Consider the following 17,310-nt stretch of genomic DNA (forward strand, 5'->3'; position numbering starts at 1 on the left):
GGGACATCCGGTCGGAATGATGAAGGGGTGATTTTAAACCGTACTGCGGCGAACACCAGCAGGCGTCGAGCGAGGATCGCCGATGCGTCGTCGGTTAGACAGGCGACGGACTCAGGTGAAGACATCGAGCCGGCGCGACAGCACCGAGATGGTGCCGCGGGACTCGATCCGATCCTCGTCGTCCTCGGTCTCGAGATCCTCGACTCCAGCCGATCCGCCGCCTTCGCGCCCGCTCCCGCCGCGATCCTGGGGCGCCTGATCCGAGACCGAGACATTGCCCAGCAAGACGCCGTCCTGGGCGAGCGCCTCGCGCAGCCGGGGCATGGCCGCCTCCAGCACCTCGCGCGCGATGGGATGCGCGGAGACGAACTGCACATGGGTCTTGTCGCCCTCCTGGACAAGGCGCACGTCCAGGGCGCCCAGACTGGGTGGATGCAGTTTGATCTCGGCCGTGTCGAGTCCATTGTCGACCGACCAGCGCACCTGCTCGGCCAGACGCTGCTCGCCGCCGGGCTGGAGCAGGCGGTTGAGATCCAGGGTCTGGAGGCGTGCGCCGGTCGTTGGCGTTTCGGTCGCCGATGTGCTGCGCGTCGATCCAGTCGACCCCAGGTCGTTGCGCTCGCCGATTTCCGTATTTTCCGCAGCCACATCCAGTACCGATTCGAGTGTCCTGTCGCCACTCTTCGAGGATGTCTGTAGCGCCTCAAGCGTAGGACCGAGGGATTCATCGACCAGAATGCTTGAATCCGAGGACGCGGAAATCGAGGCTGCCAGCCGGACCCCAGCTCCGTCACCGCTCGATTGACGCGCAAGCCAGGATGGCAGGGTCGAAGTCGACTCAACAGTTTCAGGATCTTTGCTGATCTCAGATCCTGTAACGCCTGAAGCGGCAATTGGATCGGTCTGCCTCAAGAGTCTTGTCAGCGCCTCCAGATCGAAGGACGTCGAGTCGACAGACTCTGACGTCGGAGCCAGTTGATTTCCAAGCGCCTCCTGTGTTGTCAAAGGCACGGTGGTCGACTGGCCGAGACCAGTCGCTACAGCGATCGCCTCCGAGCTTTTTCCCGAGCCATGACCTAGAGACATATACGGTAGAGCGCGAGCGGAATTTTCTGATTCTTGAGGGAGGATTTGACCGGATTCGCTCAGCCAATCGAGCACCATCGTTGGTAGTGAGCCAAGGCCCGCGACCGGCGTCGACTCATTCTCCGACGCCGCTTCGTCGGCGGAAGCACTCTCTTCATCGATGCCGGACAGCGCCCTCTCGCCGAACAAGCCGGTAATGGACAGCCGGCCGGAAGACGATTCACTCTGTCCCTGGACGAGCGCAAAAAACTGCGCCACCAGCGACGCGTCGTCGATGGCCGCAACCTCGATCGGATCATCGCCGCGCTGAAGCATGAGCGACTTGATCTGACCGGCCAGTGATTGCACGAACTCACCACTATCAGCCGAATCCAGAACTCCATTTTCGTCCAGTCCACCCAGGATCTGCGGCAGCAGCCCCGAGAGTCCGGTCGATGTCGAATCAGTCGTCATCATCGCGATCACTCCTCGCCGGACGCCGTGAAACCGGCGTCTCGATCGGAATCGAAGGCCTTGCGCGTGGCCCACATGTCGAGCTCGCGCTGTTGTCGGCGCCCATCGGCGATGGCGTCGAACCGGCGGCGACGTTCGATGAGCTTTTCGAGCGAGCGGCTGGCCTGATGGCGATCCATCCAGACCGTGCGCGCCTGATCGACCTGGCTCTGAGCGGCCGCCACGCGCAGATCCTGCTGTTGCAGCGCCTCGCGCAACTGGTGGTGCATGAGCGAGAGCTGTTTCATCAAGTTCACGTCGTTCGGGACCGGCGCATTGAGATAGCTCGCCTGGTACTCGACGAGCAGGGCGCGCTGCTGCTCGACCCGGTTGAGTTCGGCCAGACGCCCGGCGAGCGCCACGGCCGCCTCGTTCTCCTGGGCCTCGCGGATCTTCAACAGACGCTGGAAACGTTTGACGCTCATTCCCCATTCACCTCAGTGGACCGACGGACTCACTGACTCAACGGCAAGCCCAGCAGCTCGAACAGTTGATGCCGCGAATCCTCGAAACTGGCCTTCTCCAGCCGATTCTGACCCAGATAGGCCTCCAGGCGCGGATTGATGGCCACGGCCTCGTCGAGCTGGGGGTCCGATCCCTTGCGATAGGCGCCGACCGCGATCAGGTCGCGGTTGCGTTCATAGGTCGACATCAGGTTGCGGAAACGATAGGCCGCCTTCTGGTGCTCGGGCGTGACCACGGCGCTCATGACACGCGAGACCGAGGCGCCGACGTCGATGGCCGGATAGCGCCCGGTCTCGGCGATCGCGCGCGAGAGCACCACATGGCCGTCGAGGATGGCGCGCGCCGAGTCGACGATGGGATCGTTCTGGTCGTCGCCCTCGGCGAGCACGGTATAGAAGGCGGTGATCGAACCGCCGCCCTTGTCGCCGTTGCCCGCACGCTCGACCAGTTGCGGCAGACGCGCGAACACCGAGGCCGAATAGCCCTTGGTCGCCGGTGGTTCGCCGATGGCCATGGCGATCTCGCGCGCGCCCTGAGCGAAGCGGGTCAGCGAATCCATCAGCAACAGCACGTTCAGCCCCCGGTCGCGGAAGGATTCGGCGATGGTGGTCGACACCCAGGCGCCGTGCTGGCGCAGCAGCGGCGACTGGTCGGCGGGCACGGCCACGACCACGGTCCGCTTGCGCGATTCATCGTCGAGGATGTCGTAGATGAACTCGTTGACCTCGCGGCCACGCTCGCCGATGAGTCCGACCACGATGACATCGGCTGAGGTGTGGCGGGTCATCATGCCCAGCAGCACGCTCTTGCCCACGCCGCTACCGGCGAACAGCCCGATACGCTGGCCGCGACCGACCGACAGCAGGCCGTTGAGCGCGCGAATCCCGACGTCGAGCGGCTGGGTGACGGGTACGCGCCCGAGCGGGTTGATCGGACGTCCCTCGATCGGCGCCATCTCGGCGGTGCGGATGGGGCCGCCGCCATCGAGCGGTTTGCCGAGCGCATCGACGACCCGACCGAGCAGCGCCGGACCGACCGGGATGCGCCGGGCCTGTTCCAGCGGCTCGATTCGCGCGCCCGGCGCCAGACCTTCGAGCTTGCCCTCGGGCATCAGGAAGGTGCGCTCGCCCTGGAAACCGACCACCTCGGCGCCCAGACGGGTGCCGTGAGCGGTATGGATCGCCGCCCGTCCGCCGACCGGCAGCCGGATGCCCTCGGCCTCGAGCGTCATGCCGACCATGCGTGATAGCCGTCCCTCTGGCTGGGGCGCGGGGACGTCCTCGATACGCCGGCGCGAGCGTGCCAGACGGTCGCGCAGACCATGCACGAGCTGCTCGGAACCCTGCTGTTTCAGATCCTCGATGACGTCGCTCATGTCGGGTGCACCTCGGTTTCCGATTCAGGGACAGACGCCGGCTCGGCAACGGGTTCCATCTCGGGTTCGGCCATCGGCTCCGATTCATCGGTCGACGGCGACGGCGCGGGCGGCTCAAGCTCGCCCCAGATCGCATCGATCCCCTGACGCAGCCGCGTCTCTAAGCCGGCATCGATACGGCTCGGACCGCTGGTCAGGATGCAACCGCCCGGCTCGACCTCCGGATCGGCGATCCAGGTCGGCTGCTCGTCGTTGGCCTCGGCATAGGCCGCCAGCAGTTCCTGGTCGCGCGGATTGACGTGAATCCGCACCGGATGCTTGCGCGAGGGCAGCTGCTGAAGCGCCTCGTGCAACACCTGCTGAATGAGTTCGGGACGGGTGGTCAATTCGGCCATGACCACGCGCCGCGCCAATGCCGACACCAGCGCCAGCAATTCGGGCTCCAGGGCATCCGCTGAATCGGCCAGCGGATCGGCCAGGGCGCGTGCGATCCCTTCGAGCGCGGCGACCGTCTCACTCAGTGTCCGCTCCTCGGTCTGGCGCCATTCCTGCTCGCGCGCCTCGCGCTCGGCACGTTCGGCCTCGGCCTCCTGGTCGGCCTTCTCGCGCCCCTCGCGATAGCCGGTCTCATAGCCGTCGCGATAACCGGCCTCGACACCCTCGTGCCGCGCCGCTTCCTGCAAAGCCGCTATCTCCTCGGGCGTGGGCGGCGGCGGCCCCTCGGGTTCGGCGACCTCCACGGCATTCGGGTCGAAGTCGACATCGGGCGGCAGCCAGCGCCGAATGCCGGCGGCAAGCTGTGGATCGGACGTCGAGAGGAAACGACTCACAGCATCGCCTCCCCACCCTTGCTGCCGAGCACGATCTCACCACTGTCGGCCAGACGCCGCGCCACGGCCAGGATCTCCTTCTGCGCGGTCTCGACATCGCTCACGCGCACCGGCCCCTTGGTCTCCAGATCCTCGCGCAGCATCTCGGCGGCGCGCTTGGACATGTTCTTGAAGATCTTGTCCCTGAGCTCCTCCTCGGCCCCCTTGAGCGCCAGCACCAGGGATTCGGTCGTCACCTCGCGCAGCAGGGTCTGGATGCCGCGATCGTCGACATCGACCAGATTGGCGAAGACGAACATCAGCTCCTGGATACGCTCGCTCAGATCCTCGTCGACCTGACTGACGCCCTCCATGATCGCCGTCTCGCGTGTGCCTTCCATGAAGTTGAGGATGTTGGCCGCCGTCTGCACCCCGCCGATCATCGAGGACTTGGCGGTATTCTTGCCCGAGAGCTGGCTCTCCAGGATCTCGTCGAGTTCCTGCAACGCCGCCGGCTGCACGCCGTCGAGCGTGGCGATACGCAGGATCAGATCCGACTGCATCCGCTCGGGCAGATGCGAGAGGGTTTCCGCCGACTGATCCGGGTCGAGGTGTGAAAGCACGATCGCCACGATCTGCGGATGCTCGTGACGGATCATCTCGGCGATGGCGCGCGGGTCGAGCCACTTGAGCGCTTCCAGACCCTTGGAGTTGCGCCCGATCAGGATGCGGTCGATGAGACCGGCAGCCTTCTCGTCGCCGAGCGCCGTGCGCAGCACACTGCGCACATAGTCATCGGCGCCGATGCCGAGCGCGGTCTGATCCTGGATCAGCTCGGAGAACTCCTTGAGCACGGCGTCGATGTCGGTGCGCGTGATCCGGTCCAGCGAGGCCATGGCGCCGCCGATCCTCTGGACCTCCTTCGGTCCCATGTGACGCAGCAGTTCGGCGGCGCATTCCTCGCCGAGGCTCATCATGAAGATGGCCACGCGCTCGGCCCCCGTTTTCTTATCCGTTGCCATCTTCAGCCAACCATTGTTTCATGACCTGGACCACGCGCTTGGGATCTTCGCGCACCATCTCGCGCACGGCCTCCAGGTCGAGTTGTTGACGGTCCGGTCCCTTCGGACCCATGAGAGCGGCGATGCCCGAGGGTTCGTGCGTCAGCGACACGATCTCCTCGCCTTCTTCGCCTTCCTCGCCTTCGATGCCTTCCGTCAGGGCGCGGGTCTCCTCGTCTTCCTCCGGCTTTTCCGGCTCGGGCGGCTTGGGCAGGATCTGATTGAGCGCCGGCTTGACGACGGTCAGCATCACGATCAGCGCCAGCAGCAGTCCGCCAACGATCTTGACCAGCTCCAGGAACCAGGGTTGCGTCCAGATCGGCTCGGCGTCCTCATCGGATTCGGGCACGAAGGAGGCCGAGCGCACCTGCAGCGAGTCCCCGCGCGCTTCGTTGAAGCCGATGGCCTCGCGCACCAGCTCGCGCAGCGTCTCCATCTCGGCATCCGAACGCGGGGCGCGGATCGGCTCGCCGGCCTCGTTGACCTGATCGACGTAGTCGACCACCACCGCCGCCGTGAGCCGGCGCACACCGCCGGGCGTCTCCTGAATATGTGAGATCGTCCGATCGACCTCATAGTTGCGCGTCGTCTGCTGACTGCGGCTGCTCGGCACCGTGGCATTGCCCTGCCCCTGCGCCTGCTGCTGACCGACCACGCCGCCGGCCGGCGGCTGATTGGTCAGGGCGCCCGGAATGCCGCCGGCGAGCGGATCGGCGCCGATGCGCTCTTCCTCGTTCAGCTGCTCGGAGCGGATCGCGGTCTTGTCCGGATCATAGGACTCCTGGGTGCGCTCGACACGCGAGAAATCCAGATCCGCCGACACCTGGACCCGCACCCGATCGCGCCCGACGATGGGCGCCAGCAGCGACTGGACGCGGTCGACATAGCGCGACTCGACCCGATGGGTGTATTCCAGATGGTCGAGACTGAGCCGGCTGCTCTTGTCCTCGCCATCCGAGGTCAGGAGCCGCCCGCTCTGATCGACCACGGTCACGCGATCAGGCGTCAGCTCAGGAATACTGGAAGACACCAGATGCACGATGGCCCCGACCTGGGTGTCGGTCAAGCCCCGGCTGCCCTTCAGATGCACGACGACCGAGGCGCTCGGCGGCACGCGCTCGCGCACGAACACCGAGCGCTCGGCCCTGGCGATGTGCACCCGCGCCTTCTCGACCGGCTCCAGGGCGGCGATGGAGCGCCCCAATTCGCCTTCGAGCGCGCGCTGGAAGCGGGCGCCCTCGATCAGACGGCTGGTGCCGAAGCCCGAGTCCTGCTGCAACAGCTCGAAGCCGATGTCCGCCGATTTCGGCAACCCCTGACCGGCGAGTTGCAGCCGGGTCTCGGCGACGCGCTGCTGGGGAATCTCGATGCGCCCGGAAGTGTTGTCGACCCGGTAGGGCACGCCGAGCTGGGTCAGCGCCTCCATCACCTCGGAGGCCTCGGCGCTCTCGAGCTGGCTGAACAGCGGCACATAGGTCGGCTTGAGGGCCCAGAACAGGATGGCCGCCACCGCCACCAGTCCGCCGGCGAGCATACCGATGAGCGCGATCTGACGCCCGACCGACATCTCCCTGAAAACCTGGAGACCGAGCGTCAGACGTCCGCCCAGCGTATTCGGATCCGCTGCGGGGGGCTGATCCTGGGTCGGGTTCTCGGTGATGGCGGTATCGATGGCGGCCATGTGGGGTTAACTCGGCGGCGTCCGGCCTAGACCTGCATGCTCATGACTTCCTGATAGGCCGACAGCAACCGGTTGCGCACCTGATTGGCGGCCTCGAAAGCGATGCTCGACCGGTTCATGGCCACCATGACCTGGGGCAGACTGACATTGTTGTCGCCCAGCTCGAAGCGTGTCTGCATGGATGACGACTCCTGCTGAATCTCGTTGACATCGCGAATGGCGTCGCGCAGTTTGGCGGCGAAATCCTCGTCCTGACCCGCCGCGCCCTGGGGCTCGGCGACCGGCGCCGCATTTTCGACGCGACCCGACTGGGCGAGCGCACGCATCTGCGCCAGCACATTCTGGATCTGCATCTCGCCACTCATGACTCTGGAATCTCCCGGCTCGTGCCTCGTGGGATCGAGGCCCGTCTCCGCGCGTACCCGAGTGCGTCACTCGGTGGGGGACGGCCATCATTGGATGGTCAAAGCCAAGCAAATTGAGTGCCGGAGTCCGGGGCACTCAAACGACCGAGAACGACGTCTTTTTGACGCCCGAGAGGTCATGCAGGATGTTCGACGACGGTCTACAGCTCCGAGGATTCGTCGCGCGCGTCGCGTTCCAGTCCGAACTTGCGCATCCGCTCGACGAGCGTGGTGCGACGCATGCCGAGCCGGCGCGCGGCACGGGCGACGACGAAGCCGTTCTGTTCGAGCGCGGCCTGGATCATACGCCGCTCCAGATCGTTGAGATACTCGCGCATCTCGGCGCCTTCGGGCGGCAGCAGATCCTCGCCGAGTCCGGGCGGCGCGCCGTTGGCCGACGGCCCCGGCTCGGCGGCGCCGTCCGGCAAGATCTCCAGCCCCTCGGGTCGGAAACGGCTGGGCAACTGCGCCAGATCGACGAGCTGATCGGGATACATGATCGAGAGCTGCTCGAGCAGATTGGCCAGCTCGCGGACGTTGCCCGGCCAGGGTTGTGCGCTCAGATGCGCCAGCACGCTCGGGGTGAGCCGGGCCGGCTGGCCGCCCTGCTCGCGCAACCGGGCTTCGAGCGTAGCGATCAACAGCGGAATGTCGCTCGGGCGCTCGCGCAGCGAGGGCAGCTCGATCGGGAAGACGTTGAGCCGGAAGAACAGATCCTGGCGGAAGAGTCCGGCCTCGACCGCCTCCTCCAGATTGCGATGGGTGGCCGAGATGATGCGCGCATTGGCCTGGATGGGCTTGTTGGAACCGACGCGCTCGAAGGTGCGTTCCTGCAGCACGCGCAGCAGCTTGACCTGCATCGGCAGCGGCATGTCGCCGATCTCGTCGAGGAAGAGCACGCCGTCGCCGGCCAGCTCGAAGCGCCCGGCGCGCGCGGTGAAGGCGCCGGTGAAGGCGCCCTTCTCGTGGCCGAAGAGTTCGCTCTCGAGCAGATCGCCCGGAATGGCCCCGCAGTTGACGGCGACGAAGGGCTTGTCGGCGCGGCTGGAGGCGGCGTGGACGGCGCGCGCGACCACTTCCTTGCCCGCGCCCGTCTCACCGAGGATGAGCACGGTCGCGTCGGTACGAGCGACCTGCGTGATCAGACGCTTGACGTTGAGCATTCGCGGATGACGACCGACCAGATCGATCCCGGACGGCGGCTCGGGCTCGGATTCGAGCTGGAGTCGCTGCAGGATCTGGATCACCAGGCCGGGCGTCAGCGGCGGCACGGCGACATAGGCGCGCCCGGCGAGCGGCGCCGAATCGCCGTCGAGCGGCTGACAGACGAGCGGCGGATGCTCGGGACCGGAACAGCGGGCGAGCGCGCGCTCCAGCCCGTCCGCCGTGTCACAGACCCAGAGCGCGCCCAGATCCCTGTTCGAGACCGGATCGAGGCTCGCCGGATCGCGCACATCGCAGCCCAGGAACTCCAGGACATGCCGCGTGGCGAGACGCGCGGACTCATCGCCATACAGACCGATTCTCATCACCGAGCGCGTTCCTCTTTCCCCTCAAGCTAGCCGTCGCACAGACGGTCGATGCCGGCGCCGATCGTCGACGCTCATGATCCGGGCGGCCATTGACCCGAGAATTGAAGTGGCCAAGATCCTAACCGCTTCGGAGACGACGGAAAAGTCATTCAGCACGCTTCGACGCACTCTTGCTAAGATGACGCCATCGACAGACTGCCCGAGTTGAGACCATGCTCGCGAGTATCCAGAACTACTATGAACGCCTGGTCCTGGAGTCCATCCGGGAGAAACTCTCGGGGCGGGACGAGGAATACGACGCCGACTTCGTGGCCGACCTCGCCTGCCTGGCGCTCAATGCGCTGCCGGCCCGCTATGTGCGCCACACGGTGGATCTCTGGTCCCATCTCGGGGACGGAGACCGCGCGATCATGTCTCAGGAGGTCGACGACGCCGTCGAGGCCGCGCTCGCGGTGATGCACCGCCGCCGCGAGTCACGCCGCACCGAGGCCGCCGAACAGGAGCCGGGCAAGACGCGCCTGCCCTGGACCTAGCCGGGGGGCGTCTTCGCGGCGAGACGCTCCAGGGCCGTCTCGGCGAGCGTCGACAGGCACAGGAACCCCTGATAGGCGCGCGCATCGAGCGCACAGTCGGCCGATCGGCGGTCGGCATAGACCAGACCGACCGGCCGTCCCGCGACCCATACCGAGCGCGCCATGAAGTCCTCCACGCGCGTCAGGGTCTCGACGTCCGGCGGCGCCTGGTCGCCCAGCTCGGCCCGGTTGGTCGCGTTCAGCCAGAGCGCTCCAGGGGCCGCCATCAGGCGTGCGAAGAGACCGTCGCGGTCGAGCGACAGACTGAAACGATTGAAGCCCGGCTCGAAGTCCGTGCCGACGAGCTGATCGGCCCTCAGGGTCCGCCGATCCGGATCCAGGACGGCGTAGACGACCCGATTCAGGCCCAGACCTCGATGCAGTCCATGCAGCCAGTCCAGGATGAGCGTCTCGCGATCCTCGATCCGGCCGGCACTCAGCGCCGCGCCGGCGCGCTCCAGCTCATCGGCGCGTGGCGCCAGACAGAAGGACGCCGCGCACGGACGATCGAACCACGTCAGGTCTTCGTGTCCGCCGGCGCGCGGCAGCGCTTCCAGCGGCGTCAGACCGTACAACAGGGCGCGCTCGTTGAATCGATCCACGACACGATCGAGGCGGTCGGACAGGGTCGCCGGATCGCATCCAAGCAATTCCGAGACCAGTTCCAGATCCCGCCCCTGCCCCGGATGACGCCAGCCGGCGAAGGCATGGCGCGCGATCTGGGTCGCCAGCATCACGTACAGCGGGCGCGGATGACGCGCATTGCGCCCGCGCATCGACTCGCGCGCCATCTCCGGCAGGTTCCAGGCACAGGCCAGCCCGTAGCCCAGCGCCTCCAGGCTCGCGCTGAGCGTCACGTATTCGGCCTCGTGCGGCAACACGTCCGGGTGCTCCATCATCTCCAGATAGCGGCCGATCCGGGCGTCGCCTCGCGCCAGCAGATACAGCTCGCCGAGATCGTTGAGCAGGGCCGCGAGCGCGATCTCGGCCGGCACCCGATCGCGTTCGAATTCGGCCCAGTCCAGTGCCAGCAGCGCCGCGAGCAAGGCCCGACCGCAACCGCGTCTGTAGTGTTCGAGCCGCCGGGCGTCGAGCACGTCCTCGGCCAGGGGCGCCTGACGCTCGAGTTCGGCCAGCGTCCGCGTACCGAGCATGTGGATGGCATCCTCCAGCACCACGATCTCGCGGCGGAAATGCCGATGCTCGACCGCGTTGGCCCGCTGCAGGACGCGCAGCGCCAGCCCGGGATCGCTCATCACCACTAGGGCGATGCGTCCGAGCGGCGCGCCGGCGTCGGCCAGCACCCGCGCCAGTTCGCGGCGCGTGCGCGCCTGGACCGGCAGCGTATCGAGCCGGGCCGTCGCGATCACCTCGTCCAACCACATCGATCCCATCGCGTCTCGCATCCCCAAATCGGATTCTGCGCGCCGTCGCATTGGTTGGCGCCGCTCGACGGATGCTATATTAGCGGGCACGCGAAAGGCGCGTCATGCGCCATGACTCCAGACATCCGTCAGTTGCTCGGTAGCCGGTCCACGTGAACTTCATCCTGGGTTCGATCATCGTCGTCGCCTCCGTGCTGGGCGGGTTCGCCGCCGGCGGCGGACACATCATCGCGCTCTGGCAGCCCTTCGAACTGGTCATCATCCTGGGCGCGGCCGGCGGCGGTTTCGTCATCGCCAATCCGATGGGCGTGGTCCTCAAGTCGCTCAAGTCGATACCGGCCCTCTTCACCGGCTCGAAGTACAAGAAGACCCACTACATGGACGCGCTCGGCTTCATGTACGAGCTCTTCAACAAGGCGCGCAAGGAAGGACTCATGGGCATCGAAGCCGACATCGAGGAACCCGAGAGCAGCGCGCTGTTCCAGAAATATCCGCTCATCCTCCAGGACCATCACGCCACCGAGTTCATCTCCGATTACATGCGGCTGGTGGTCAGCGGCAACATGAATCCCTTCGAACTCGAGAACCTGATGGATGTCGAGATCGACACCCATCACCATGCCGCCGCCGAGACCTCGCACGCCGTGCAGCAGGTGGCCGATGGTCTGCCCGCCTTCGGCATCGTCGCCGCCGTGCTCGGGATCGTGCATACCATGGCCGCGCTCGGCGGCCCCATGAGCGAGATCGGCGGACTGGTCGCCGCCGCGCTGGTCGGAACCTTCAGCGGCATCCTGATCTCCTATGGCTTCGTCGGTCCCATCGCCAGCTACCTGGGACGACTGGCCGACGAGGAGACGCGCTATCTGTCCTGTCTCAAGGCGTGCATCCTGGCTACGGTGCAGGGTTACAGTCCCCAGGTCGCGGTCGAGTTCGGCCGCAAGACCATGCCGCCCGAGCTGCGTCCCAACTTCCAGGAGTTCGAGCAGCATCTGCGAGGAACCAAGTAGCGCGGGAGTGGCGAGTCCATGGCGATCAACGAATCCAAACAGCCCATCATCGTCAAGAAGATCGTCAAGAAGGGCGGGCATCACGGCGGGGCCTGGAAGATCGCCTTCGCCGACTTCGCCACGGCCATGATGGCCTTCTTCATGCTGCTCTGGATCATGGGTTCGACCACCGAGGATCAGAAGGCGGCGATCTCGGATTATTTCAACAATCCCTCGGCCTTCATGGGCGTTGCCGTTTCACCCTCGCAGGCCATCGGCGAGGGGACGGGTTCCAAACCCTCGCTGATCGACTTCGAGGGTGCGGTCGACATGGGGCCGCAAACCCTGGAACCGGACGTGACCGAGCTCGATCCCGAGCAACTGGCCGAACTGGCCCGCGAGCAGGACGCCGCGCGTCTGGCCACGCTCAAGGAGATCCTGGAGCGCAAGCTGGACCAGAGCGAGACCCTCGCTCCCTACAAGGATCAGCTGCTGATCGATATCGTGCCCGAGGGGTTGCGCGTCCAGATCGTCGACAAGGAGCATCGTTCCATGTTCGATCTGGGCAGCGCCAAGCTCAAGGATTACACCACCGACATCCTGCGCGAGCTGGGTGCGCTGATCAATCAGGTGCCCAACCGGATCAGTCTCACCGGACACACGGATGCGCGTCCGCTGGGCGGTCTGTCCTACAGCAACTGGGAGCTGTCCACCGAGCGGGCGAATGCGGCGCGCCGCGCGCTGGTGGCGGGCGGGATGCGTGAGGACAAGGTCGGGCGCGTGGTCGGTTTCGCCTCGACCGTGCCTTTCGACAAGAGCGATCCGAACAACCCGATCAATCGCCGGATCAGTCTCATCGTCATGACCCGTGAGGCCGACGAGGCCATGCACGAAGAGGGGGCGTTGCTCGAATCCAGAGGCGAACAACCGGCGCCGGCTCGATCCGGGGTTCCTGAAGCTTCCGCATCGCTCGAATCTAGCCGTGAACCGGCGCCGCGGCGTCCTCCAGGTGTGCTGGTGCCTCCCGCGCCGTCAATCGATTGACGCCGTCGGCGGCGATGTATCAGGCTGTCTGCTCGACCATTGCCGCTAAAATACCAATAATTTTTTCAATATCGCTTATATAGTACAGATCACTGTCTATGTAGGCTTTGTTTTTGACGAGCTTGATGAATTTCCATTCGTCACCCGTCGTAACGGCGCCATAGATACACGGCAAATCGTGATTATCTTTTTCGTTATACAGTCGAGCCGCATACATTTCGGCAATGCACTGCCCAAGCCCGGAAACGATGTTCTCGTTCTTGGCTTCGACTATCGTCAAGACAGGCGTGTCGAGATACAACTGCACTTCAGAATGACTGATGATGTAGTCACAAAATCCGGCCAATCCCTTTTCTTTATCCACATTGAAGTCGACCCCTGAAAATAGACTCAACCTTCCTTCGAGACGATCTTTCACCTCAAGCAGTATGTTTATGATTATCAGCTCGGACCGGGCTTTTTCGGTATTGATTGCCAGAGCCAAAGGGACATTTCGCTTCAATGTTTTCGCGAGATAGTCGCTTATTTCGAGACCGACGATGTTCGAGAAAACAGATTCGTTCTCGACGGTCTCTATGCTGAAGTCGGCTTTGACTTTTTTTAGAGTAAAATCGCTGTAGGCCACTTTGTTCTCCTTATCGAAATCGCAATGCCGCTTTCATCCTAAGTCGTTGATCAAATAAAGAAATCATCAAACCACCACCAGGGCGAGATGCGTCATTTTGCTGTAGGCGCGGCTTCAGCATCTTCAACCGATGCGGCTGAAGCCGCACTACAAAAGACGTTTCTCGAACTAGACGCGGTTTCGGCATTCTCATCTGAAATATGCTGAAAGTTGCTCATTTGTCTCGGCGATGTCGAATGCCTCCGGATCAAATCCCCCTCCAAGCCATTCGAGCATTTCTTCATACTCCGGATTTTCAGGATCACTCAACGTATTGAGAAGTTCTTGATAACCCCAAATACCTCCGCAGTCTTCGGGAGGACATGCCCGCTTCCCTTTGATGCACAAGGGAAGTTTCTTGTCTTTTTCATAGGGCAATATCTTCTCTAGAATGATTTTATGCTCCCAGGAGTCGCCGAAGTCGTATTCATATACGATCGTTTCTTTTTCCGACTCCAGCAATTTATTCAATGTATATTTGTTTTCGTCTTTGACTTCAAGGCCGAACGAGAACTCATCATCTTTGATGCCATAGAAAGTGCGACCGGAAATAAATTGATGAAGATGGCTGTTCGTCCATCCCATCACCAATTGAAGGACAAGATGCAGACTTCCAAGTTCAATGTCACTTGGAACAAGTATTCTTCTCCAAATCGGCGGCTTTACGCCGTTCAAAACGACTTTCAGTTGATATATGTTTTTCATGATTTCACCAGTATTCTGGGGTTTTGCTCAGCATTTGTTCGATACCCCGACTCCAGGCGGACTTGAACGCGGGGTCTGAGGCAAACAGCTTATACAGCTCCAGCTCTTCTTTGCGGCGCTTCAGCATCACGTCCTGCAACATCTTTTCGAGCGCCAGCTCGCGCGTGTAGGGGTCGGAGTTGGCGGCGTATTTTTCGCTGTAATCCGGGTGGGTGCGGATGCTGTCGACCACATTGATGAACTTCACCCGCTGCTCTTCCGGTGTCGCGCTCCAGCCCTGAAACCAGCGTTCGTTGAAGGTGCGGATGATCTCGTCGAGCGGGTCCGTGTCCGGGTCGCCCTCGCGGTAGCCGCGTGGATTGGGGTTGTGCGGATCGAGTTCGGACGGTGAGGCATCGAGGTCGATGCTGTGGTTCAGTTTCGTGCGCTCCAGACCGTAGGAAGACAGATCGACCGCTTCCAGCAAGGCGTCGAGCTGATCCTGGTCGGGGTCGGTGATCTTGAGCTTCGGGAGCAGAAACTTGAGAAACCAGAACAGCTTTTCCCAGGCGATGACCTCGAACGGCATGATCGCCGCCATCTGGCTGTAGATCTTGACGAACTGGCGCGCCTTGATCTTGAAGTCGATCTTGTCCTTGTCGGTCAGTTCCAGTTGCCGGTTGAAGCGGTCCGCCGCCGTGTCGATCAGCGGACTCAGGGTCTGAGCGTCTTCGCCGGCGAAATAGCGCGTGACGAAGTCCTCGATCTCTTGGCGTTCATACACGCCGACCTGATCGAGCACGTCCTTGAGTTCGTGCAGGACGTTCACGTCCGTGGCCGAGGACAGGGTGGTGACGGTGTAGAAGGGATCGAAGGCGGCCTTGATGTCGGCGGCCTCGTTGAAGAAGTCGAGGATGAACAGATCCTCGGTGCGTTTGCCGAGTTTGGGCGCCGAGCGGTTGAGGCGCGACAGGGCCTGCACGGCGAGGACGTGTTGCAGCTTCTTGTCCACATACATGGTGGTCAGCTTCGGCTGGTCGAAGCCGGTCAGGTATTTGTTGGCGACCACCAGCAGCCGGTAGTCGTCCGCGTCGAACCGATCGCGGGTGTCGGATTCGGGAAAGCCGTTGATCCCGGCCTCGGTATAGGTCAGGCCATCGACGAGCTTTTCGCCCGAAAAGGCGATGAGTGCCTTGAATGGGTGGCCGCGATCCGCCAGCCGCTTGCTCACTGCCTGGTGGTAGCGGATCGCCGCCTCGATGTTCTGGGTGACGATCATGCCCTTGGCCTTGCCGCGCAGTTTCTTGGGCGTGACGACCTGCTCGATGAAGTGGTCGAGCATGATTTCGGCTTTGATGTTGATCGTGCGCGGGTGACGTTCGACATGGGCGCGCAGTTTCTTCTGGGCCTTCTGGGTGTCGAACAGGGGATTGTCGGCGATCGACTTCCGGATCTCGTAGTAGCTTTTATAGGTCGTGTAGTTCGCCAGGACGTTGAGGATGAAGCCTTCCTCGATGGCCTGCTTCATGCTGTAGAGGTGGAAGGGTTTGAAGCGGCCGTCGGGTTGGCGCTCGCCGAATTTTTCCAGCGTGCTGTTCTTGGGCGTGGCGGTGAAGGCGAAGTAGGAGGCGTTGCCGCGCATCTTGCGCGAGCGCATTGCGGCGAGGATCTGCTCTTGCGGGTCGTCCTGCTCTTGGTCGGGGTCGAAGTCGTCCGCGCCCTGGCCCATCACGCGGTTCATGTCGTCGTGGGCGCTGCCGCTCTGGCTGCTGTGGGCCTCGTCGATGATGACGGCGAAGCGTTTGTCGCTGAGGTCGGCGATGCCTTCGATGATGTAGGGGAATTTCTGGATGGTGGTGATGATGATCTTTTTGCCGTGTTCCAGGGCGGCTTTCAGATCCGCCGAGCGCAGGGCCGGGGCGACGATGTTCTTGACCTCGGAGAAGTCCTTGATGTTGTCGCGCAGTTGTTTGTCGAGCAGGCGGCGGTCGGTGACGACGATGACGCTGTCGAACAGCGGTTGGTCCAGTCCTTTGGCGCCTGGGATGTCCGCTCTGGCCGGGTAGGTTTCGATGAGTTGATAGGCGGTCCAGGTGATGGAGTTCGATTTTCCCGAGCCGGCTGAATGCTGGATCAGGTAGCAGTAGCCGACGCCCGTGGCGGCGACATGTTCGAGGAGGCGGCGCACGACTTCGAGCTGGTGATAGCGGGGAAAGATCAGGGTCTTTTTGGGTAGTGGATCGGTGGCTTTGCCTTCGAGCAGGATGAAGTGCTGGATGATGCGGGCGAGGCTGTCCTTGGTGAAGATGTCTTCCCAGAGATAAGCGGTTTTGTGGCCGTTGGGGTTGGGCGGGTTGCCTTCGCCCTGGTTGTGGCCTTTGTTGAAGGGGAGGAAGACGGTGGCCGGGCCGGCGAGTTTGGTGGTCATGAAGACTTCGTCGGTGTCCACGGCGAAATGGACGAGGGCGCGACCGAATTGGAGCAGGGGTTGGGTGGGGTCGCGTTGGGTGCGGTATTGTTTTTGGCCGTGGTAGCGGGCGGTCTGGCCGGTCCAGGGGTTTTTGAGTTCGATGGTGATGAGCGGCAGGCCGTTGATGAAGAGTACGGTGTCGATTTCTTCGCCGGGGTTGGTTTGGGAGTAGCGTACTTGTCGGGTGAGGCTGAAGAGGTTGGCGGCGAAGTTTTCGTGGACCCTGGCGGCGGAGCCGGCGAGGGGCGCGGGGTACATGAGTGTGAAGTGGGCGTCGTCGACGGCGAGACCTTTTTTGAGCAGATGCAGGATGCCGTGTTTTTTGATGAGTCGGTCGAAGCGTTCGAGGATTTTGCGTTGCCAGTCGTTGGGGTGGCGGGTTTTGAGTTTGGTGAGTTCTTTGTTTTGAGTGGCTTCGAGAAATTCCCAGAACAGTCGGGTGTCGAGGGCGTATTCGGCGTCGAAATCGGAGGGCCAGCCGAGTCGGAAGAGCGTCGGGTTGTAACTGGCGGGGTGTTCGGCGATCCCTTCGGTTGTCAGGCCGGTGAGGTGGCGCTGAATGGCCGCCTCTAGCGCCTGTTCGTTTGTCTTGCTCACCAT

General features: G+C 63.3%; 15 protein-coding genes. 3 read left to right on the top strand and 12 right to left on the bottom strand.

Annotated features, from left to right (window positions below; translation table 11 throughout):
• Positions 1-111: 111 nt before the first annotated feature.
• The 8 genes from HW932_RS22110 to HW932_RS12170 all read right to left on the bottom strand — a co-directional run bounded on the left by HW932_RS22110 (position 112) and on the right by HW932_RS12170 (position 8,902).
• Positions 112-648, bottom strand: coding sequence for a flagellar hook-length control protein FliK (locus HW932_RS22110; protein WP_343047352.1), 537 nt, complete (start codon positions 646-648; stop codon positions 112-114).
• Between the two features lie 899 nt (positions 649-1,547).
• Positions 1,548-2,003 carry a flagellar export protein FliJ gene (fliJ, locus tag HW932_RS12140; protein WP_176976750.1) on the bottom strand — a complete coding sequence of 152 codons (456 nt, stop codon included), beginning with the start codon at positions 2,001-2,003 and terminating at the stop codon, positions 1,548-1,550.
• A 29-nt stretch (positions 2,004-2,032) separates the two neighbouring features.
• Positions 2,033-3,418: a FliI/YscN family ATPase gene (locus HW932_RS12145; protein ID WP_176976751.1), complete on the bottom strand. Its 1,386-nt coding sequence runs from the start codon at positions 3,416-3,418 to the stop codon at positions 2,033-2,035.
• Positions 3,415-4,248, bottom strand: a complete 834-nt coding sequence (locus HW932_RS12150; protein ID WP_176976752.1) for a FliH/SctL family protein — start codon at positions 4,246-4,248, stop codon at positions 3,415-3,417. The genes HW932_RS12145 and HW932_RS12150 overlap by 4 nt, the downstream gene beginning before the upstream one ends.
• A complete protein-coding gene (fliG, locus tag HW932_RS12155) occupies positions 4,245-5,249 on the bottom strand; it encodes a flagellar motor switch protein FliG (protein WP_176976753.1) in 1,005 nt (334 codons plus the stop codon). The genes HW932_RS12150 and fliG overlap by 4 nt, the downstream gene beginning before the upstream one ends.
• Positions 5,236-6,969: a flagellar basal-body MS-ring/collar protein FliF gene (gene fliF / locus HW932_RS12160; protein ID WP_425485118.1), complete on the bottom strand. Its 1,734-nt coding sequence runs from the start codon at positions 6,967-6,969 to the stop codon at positions 5,236-5,238. The genes fliG and fliF overlap by 14 nt, the downstream gene beginning before the upstream one ends.
• Positions 6,970-6,995: 26 nt before the next feature.
• Entirely contained in the window at positions 6,996-7,334 is a 339-nt protein-coding gene (fliE, locus tag HW932_RS12165) for a flagellar hook-basal body complex protein FliE (RefSeq protein WP_176976754.1), read from the bottom strand.
• A 200-nt stretch (positions 7,335-7,534) separates the two neighbouring features.
• A complete protein-coding gene (locus HW932_RS12170; protein WP_176976755.1) occupies positions 7,535-8,902 on the bottom strand; it encodes a sigma-54 interaction domain-containing protein in 1,368 nt (455 codons plus the stop codon).
• Between the two features lie 215 nt (positions 8,903-9,117).
• On the opposite strand from HW932_RS12170, the gene HW932_RS12175 reads away from it, so the two are divergent.
• Positions 9,118-9,438, top strand: a complete 321-nt coding sequence (locus tag HW932_RS12175) for a late competence development ComFB family protein (RefSeq protein ID WP_176976756.1) — start codon at positions 9,118-9,120, stop codon at positions 9,436-9,438.
• Here HW932_RS12175 and HW932_RS12180 read toward each other — a convergent pair.
• Positions 9,435-10,862, bottom strand: coding sequence for an HDOD domain-containing protein (locus HW932_RS12180; RefSeq protein WP_176976757.1), 1,428 nt, complete (start codon positions 10,860-10,862; stop codon positions 9,435-9,437). The genes HW932_RS12175 and HW932_RS12180 overlap by 4 nt on opposite strands.
• Before the next feature lie 152 nt (positions 10,863-11,014).
• Here HW932_RS12180 and motA point away from each other — a divergent pair, with 152 nt between their 5' ends.
• Complete coding sequence (motA, locus tag HW932_RS12185; RefSeq protein ID WP_176976758.1) at positions 11,015-11,869, top strand: flagellar motor stator protein MotA; 855 nt, start codon at positions 11,015-11,017, stop codon at positions 11,867-11,869.
• A gap of 18 nt (positions 11,870-11,887) precedes the next feature.
• On the top strand, positions 11,888-12,892 hold the full coding sequence (motB, locus tag HW932_RS12190; RefSeq protein ID WP_246296794.1) for a flagellar motor protein MotB: 1,005 nt from the start codon (positions 11,888-11,890) through the stop codon (positions 12,890-12,892).
• A gap of 19 nt (positions 12,893-12,911) precedes the next feature.
• Here motB and HW932_RS12195 read toward each other — a convergent pair whose 3' ends face one another.
• The 3 genes from HW932_RS12195 to HW932_RS12205 form a co-directional block, all read right to left on the bottom strand.
• On the bottom strand, positions 12,912-13,517 hold the full coding sequence (locus HW932_RS12195) for a hypothetical protein (RefSeq protein WP_176976759.1): 606 nt from the start codon (positions 13,515-13,517) through the stop codon (positions 12,912-12,914).
• A gap of 189 nt (positions 13,518-13,706) precedes the next feature.
• On the bottom strand, positions 13,707-14,261 hold the full coding sequence (locus tag HW932_RS12200) for a plasmid pRiA4b ORF-3 family protein (protein ID WP_176976760.1): 555 nt from the start codon (positions 14,259-14,261) through the stop codon (positions 13,707-13,709).
• 4 nt (positions 14,262-14,265) lie between these two features.
• Entirely contained in the window at positions 14,266-17,310 is a 3,045-nt protein-coding gene (locus tag HW932_RS12205) for a type I restriction endonuclease subunit R (RefSeq protein ID WP_176976761.1), read from the bottom strand.

The organism is Allochromatium humboldtianum, assembly GCF_013385175.1.
Classification (GTDB): Bacteria; Pseudomonadota; Gammaproteobacteria; order Chromatiales; family Chromatiaceae; genus Thermochromatium; species Thermochromatium humboldtianum.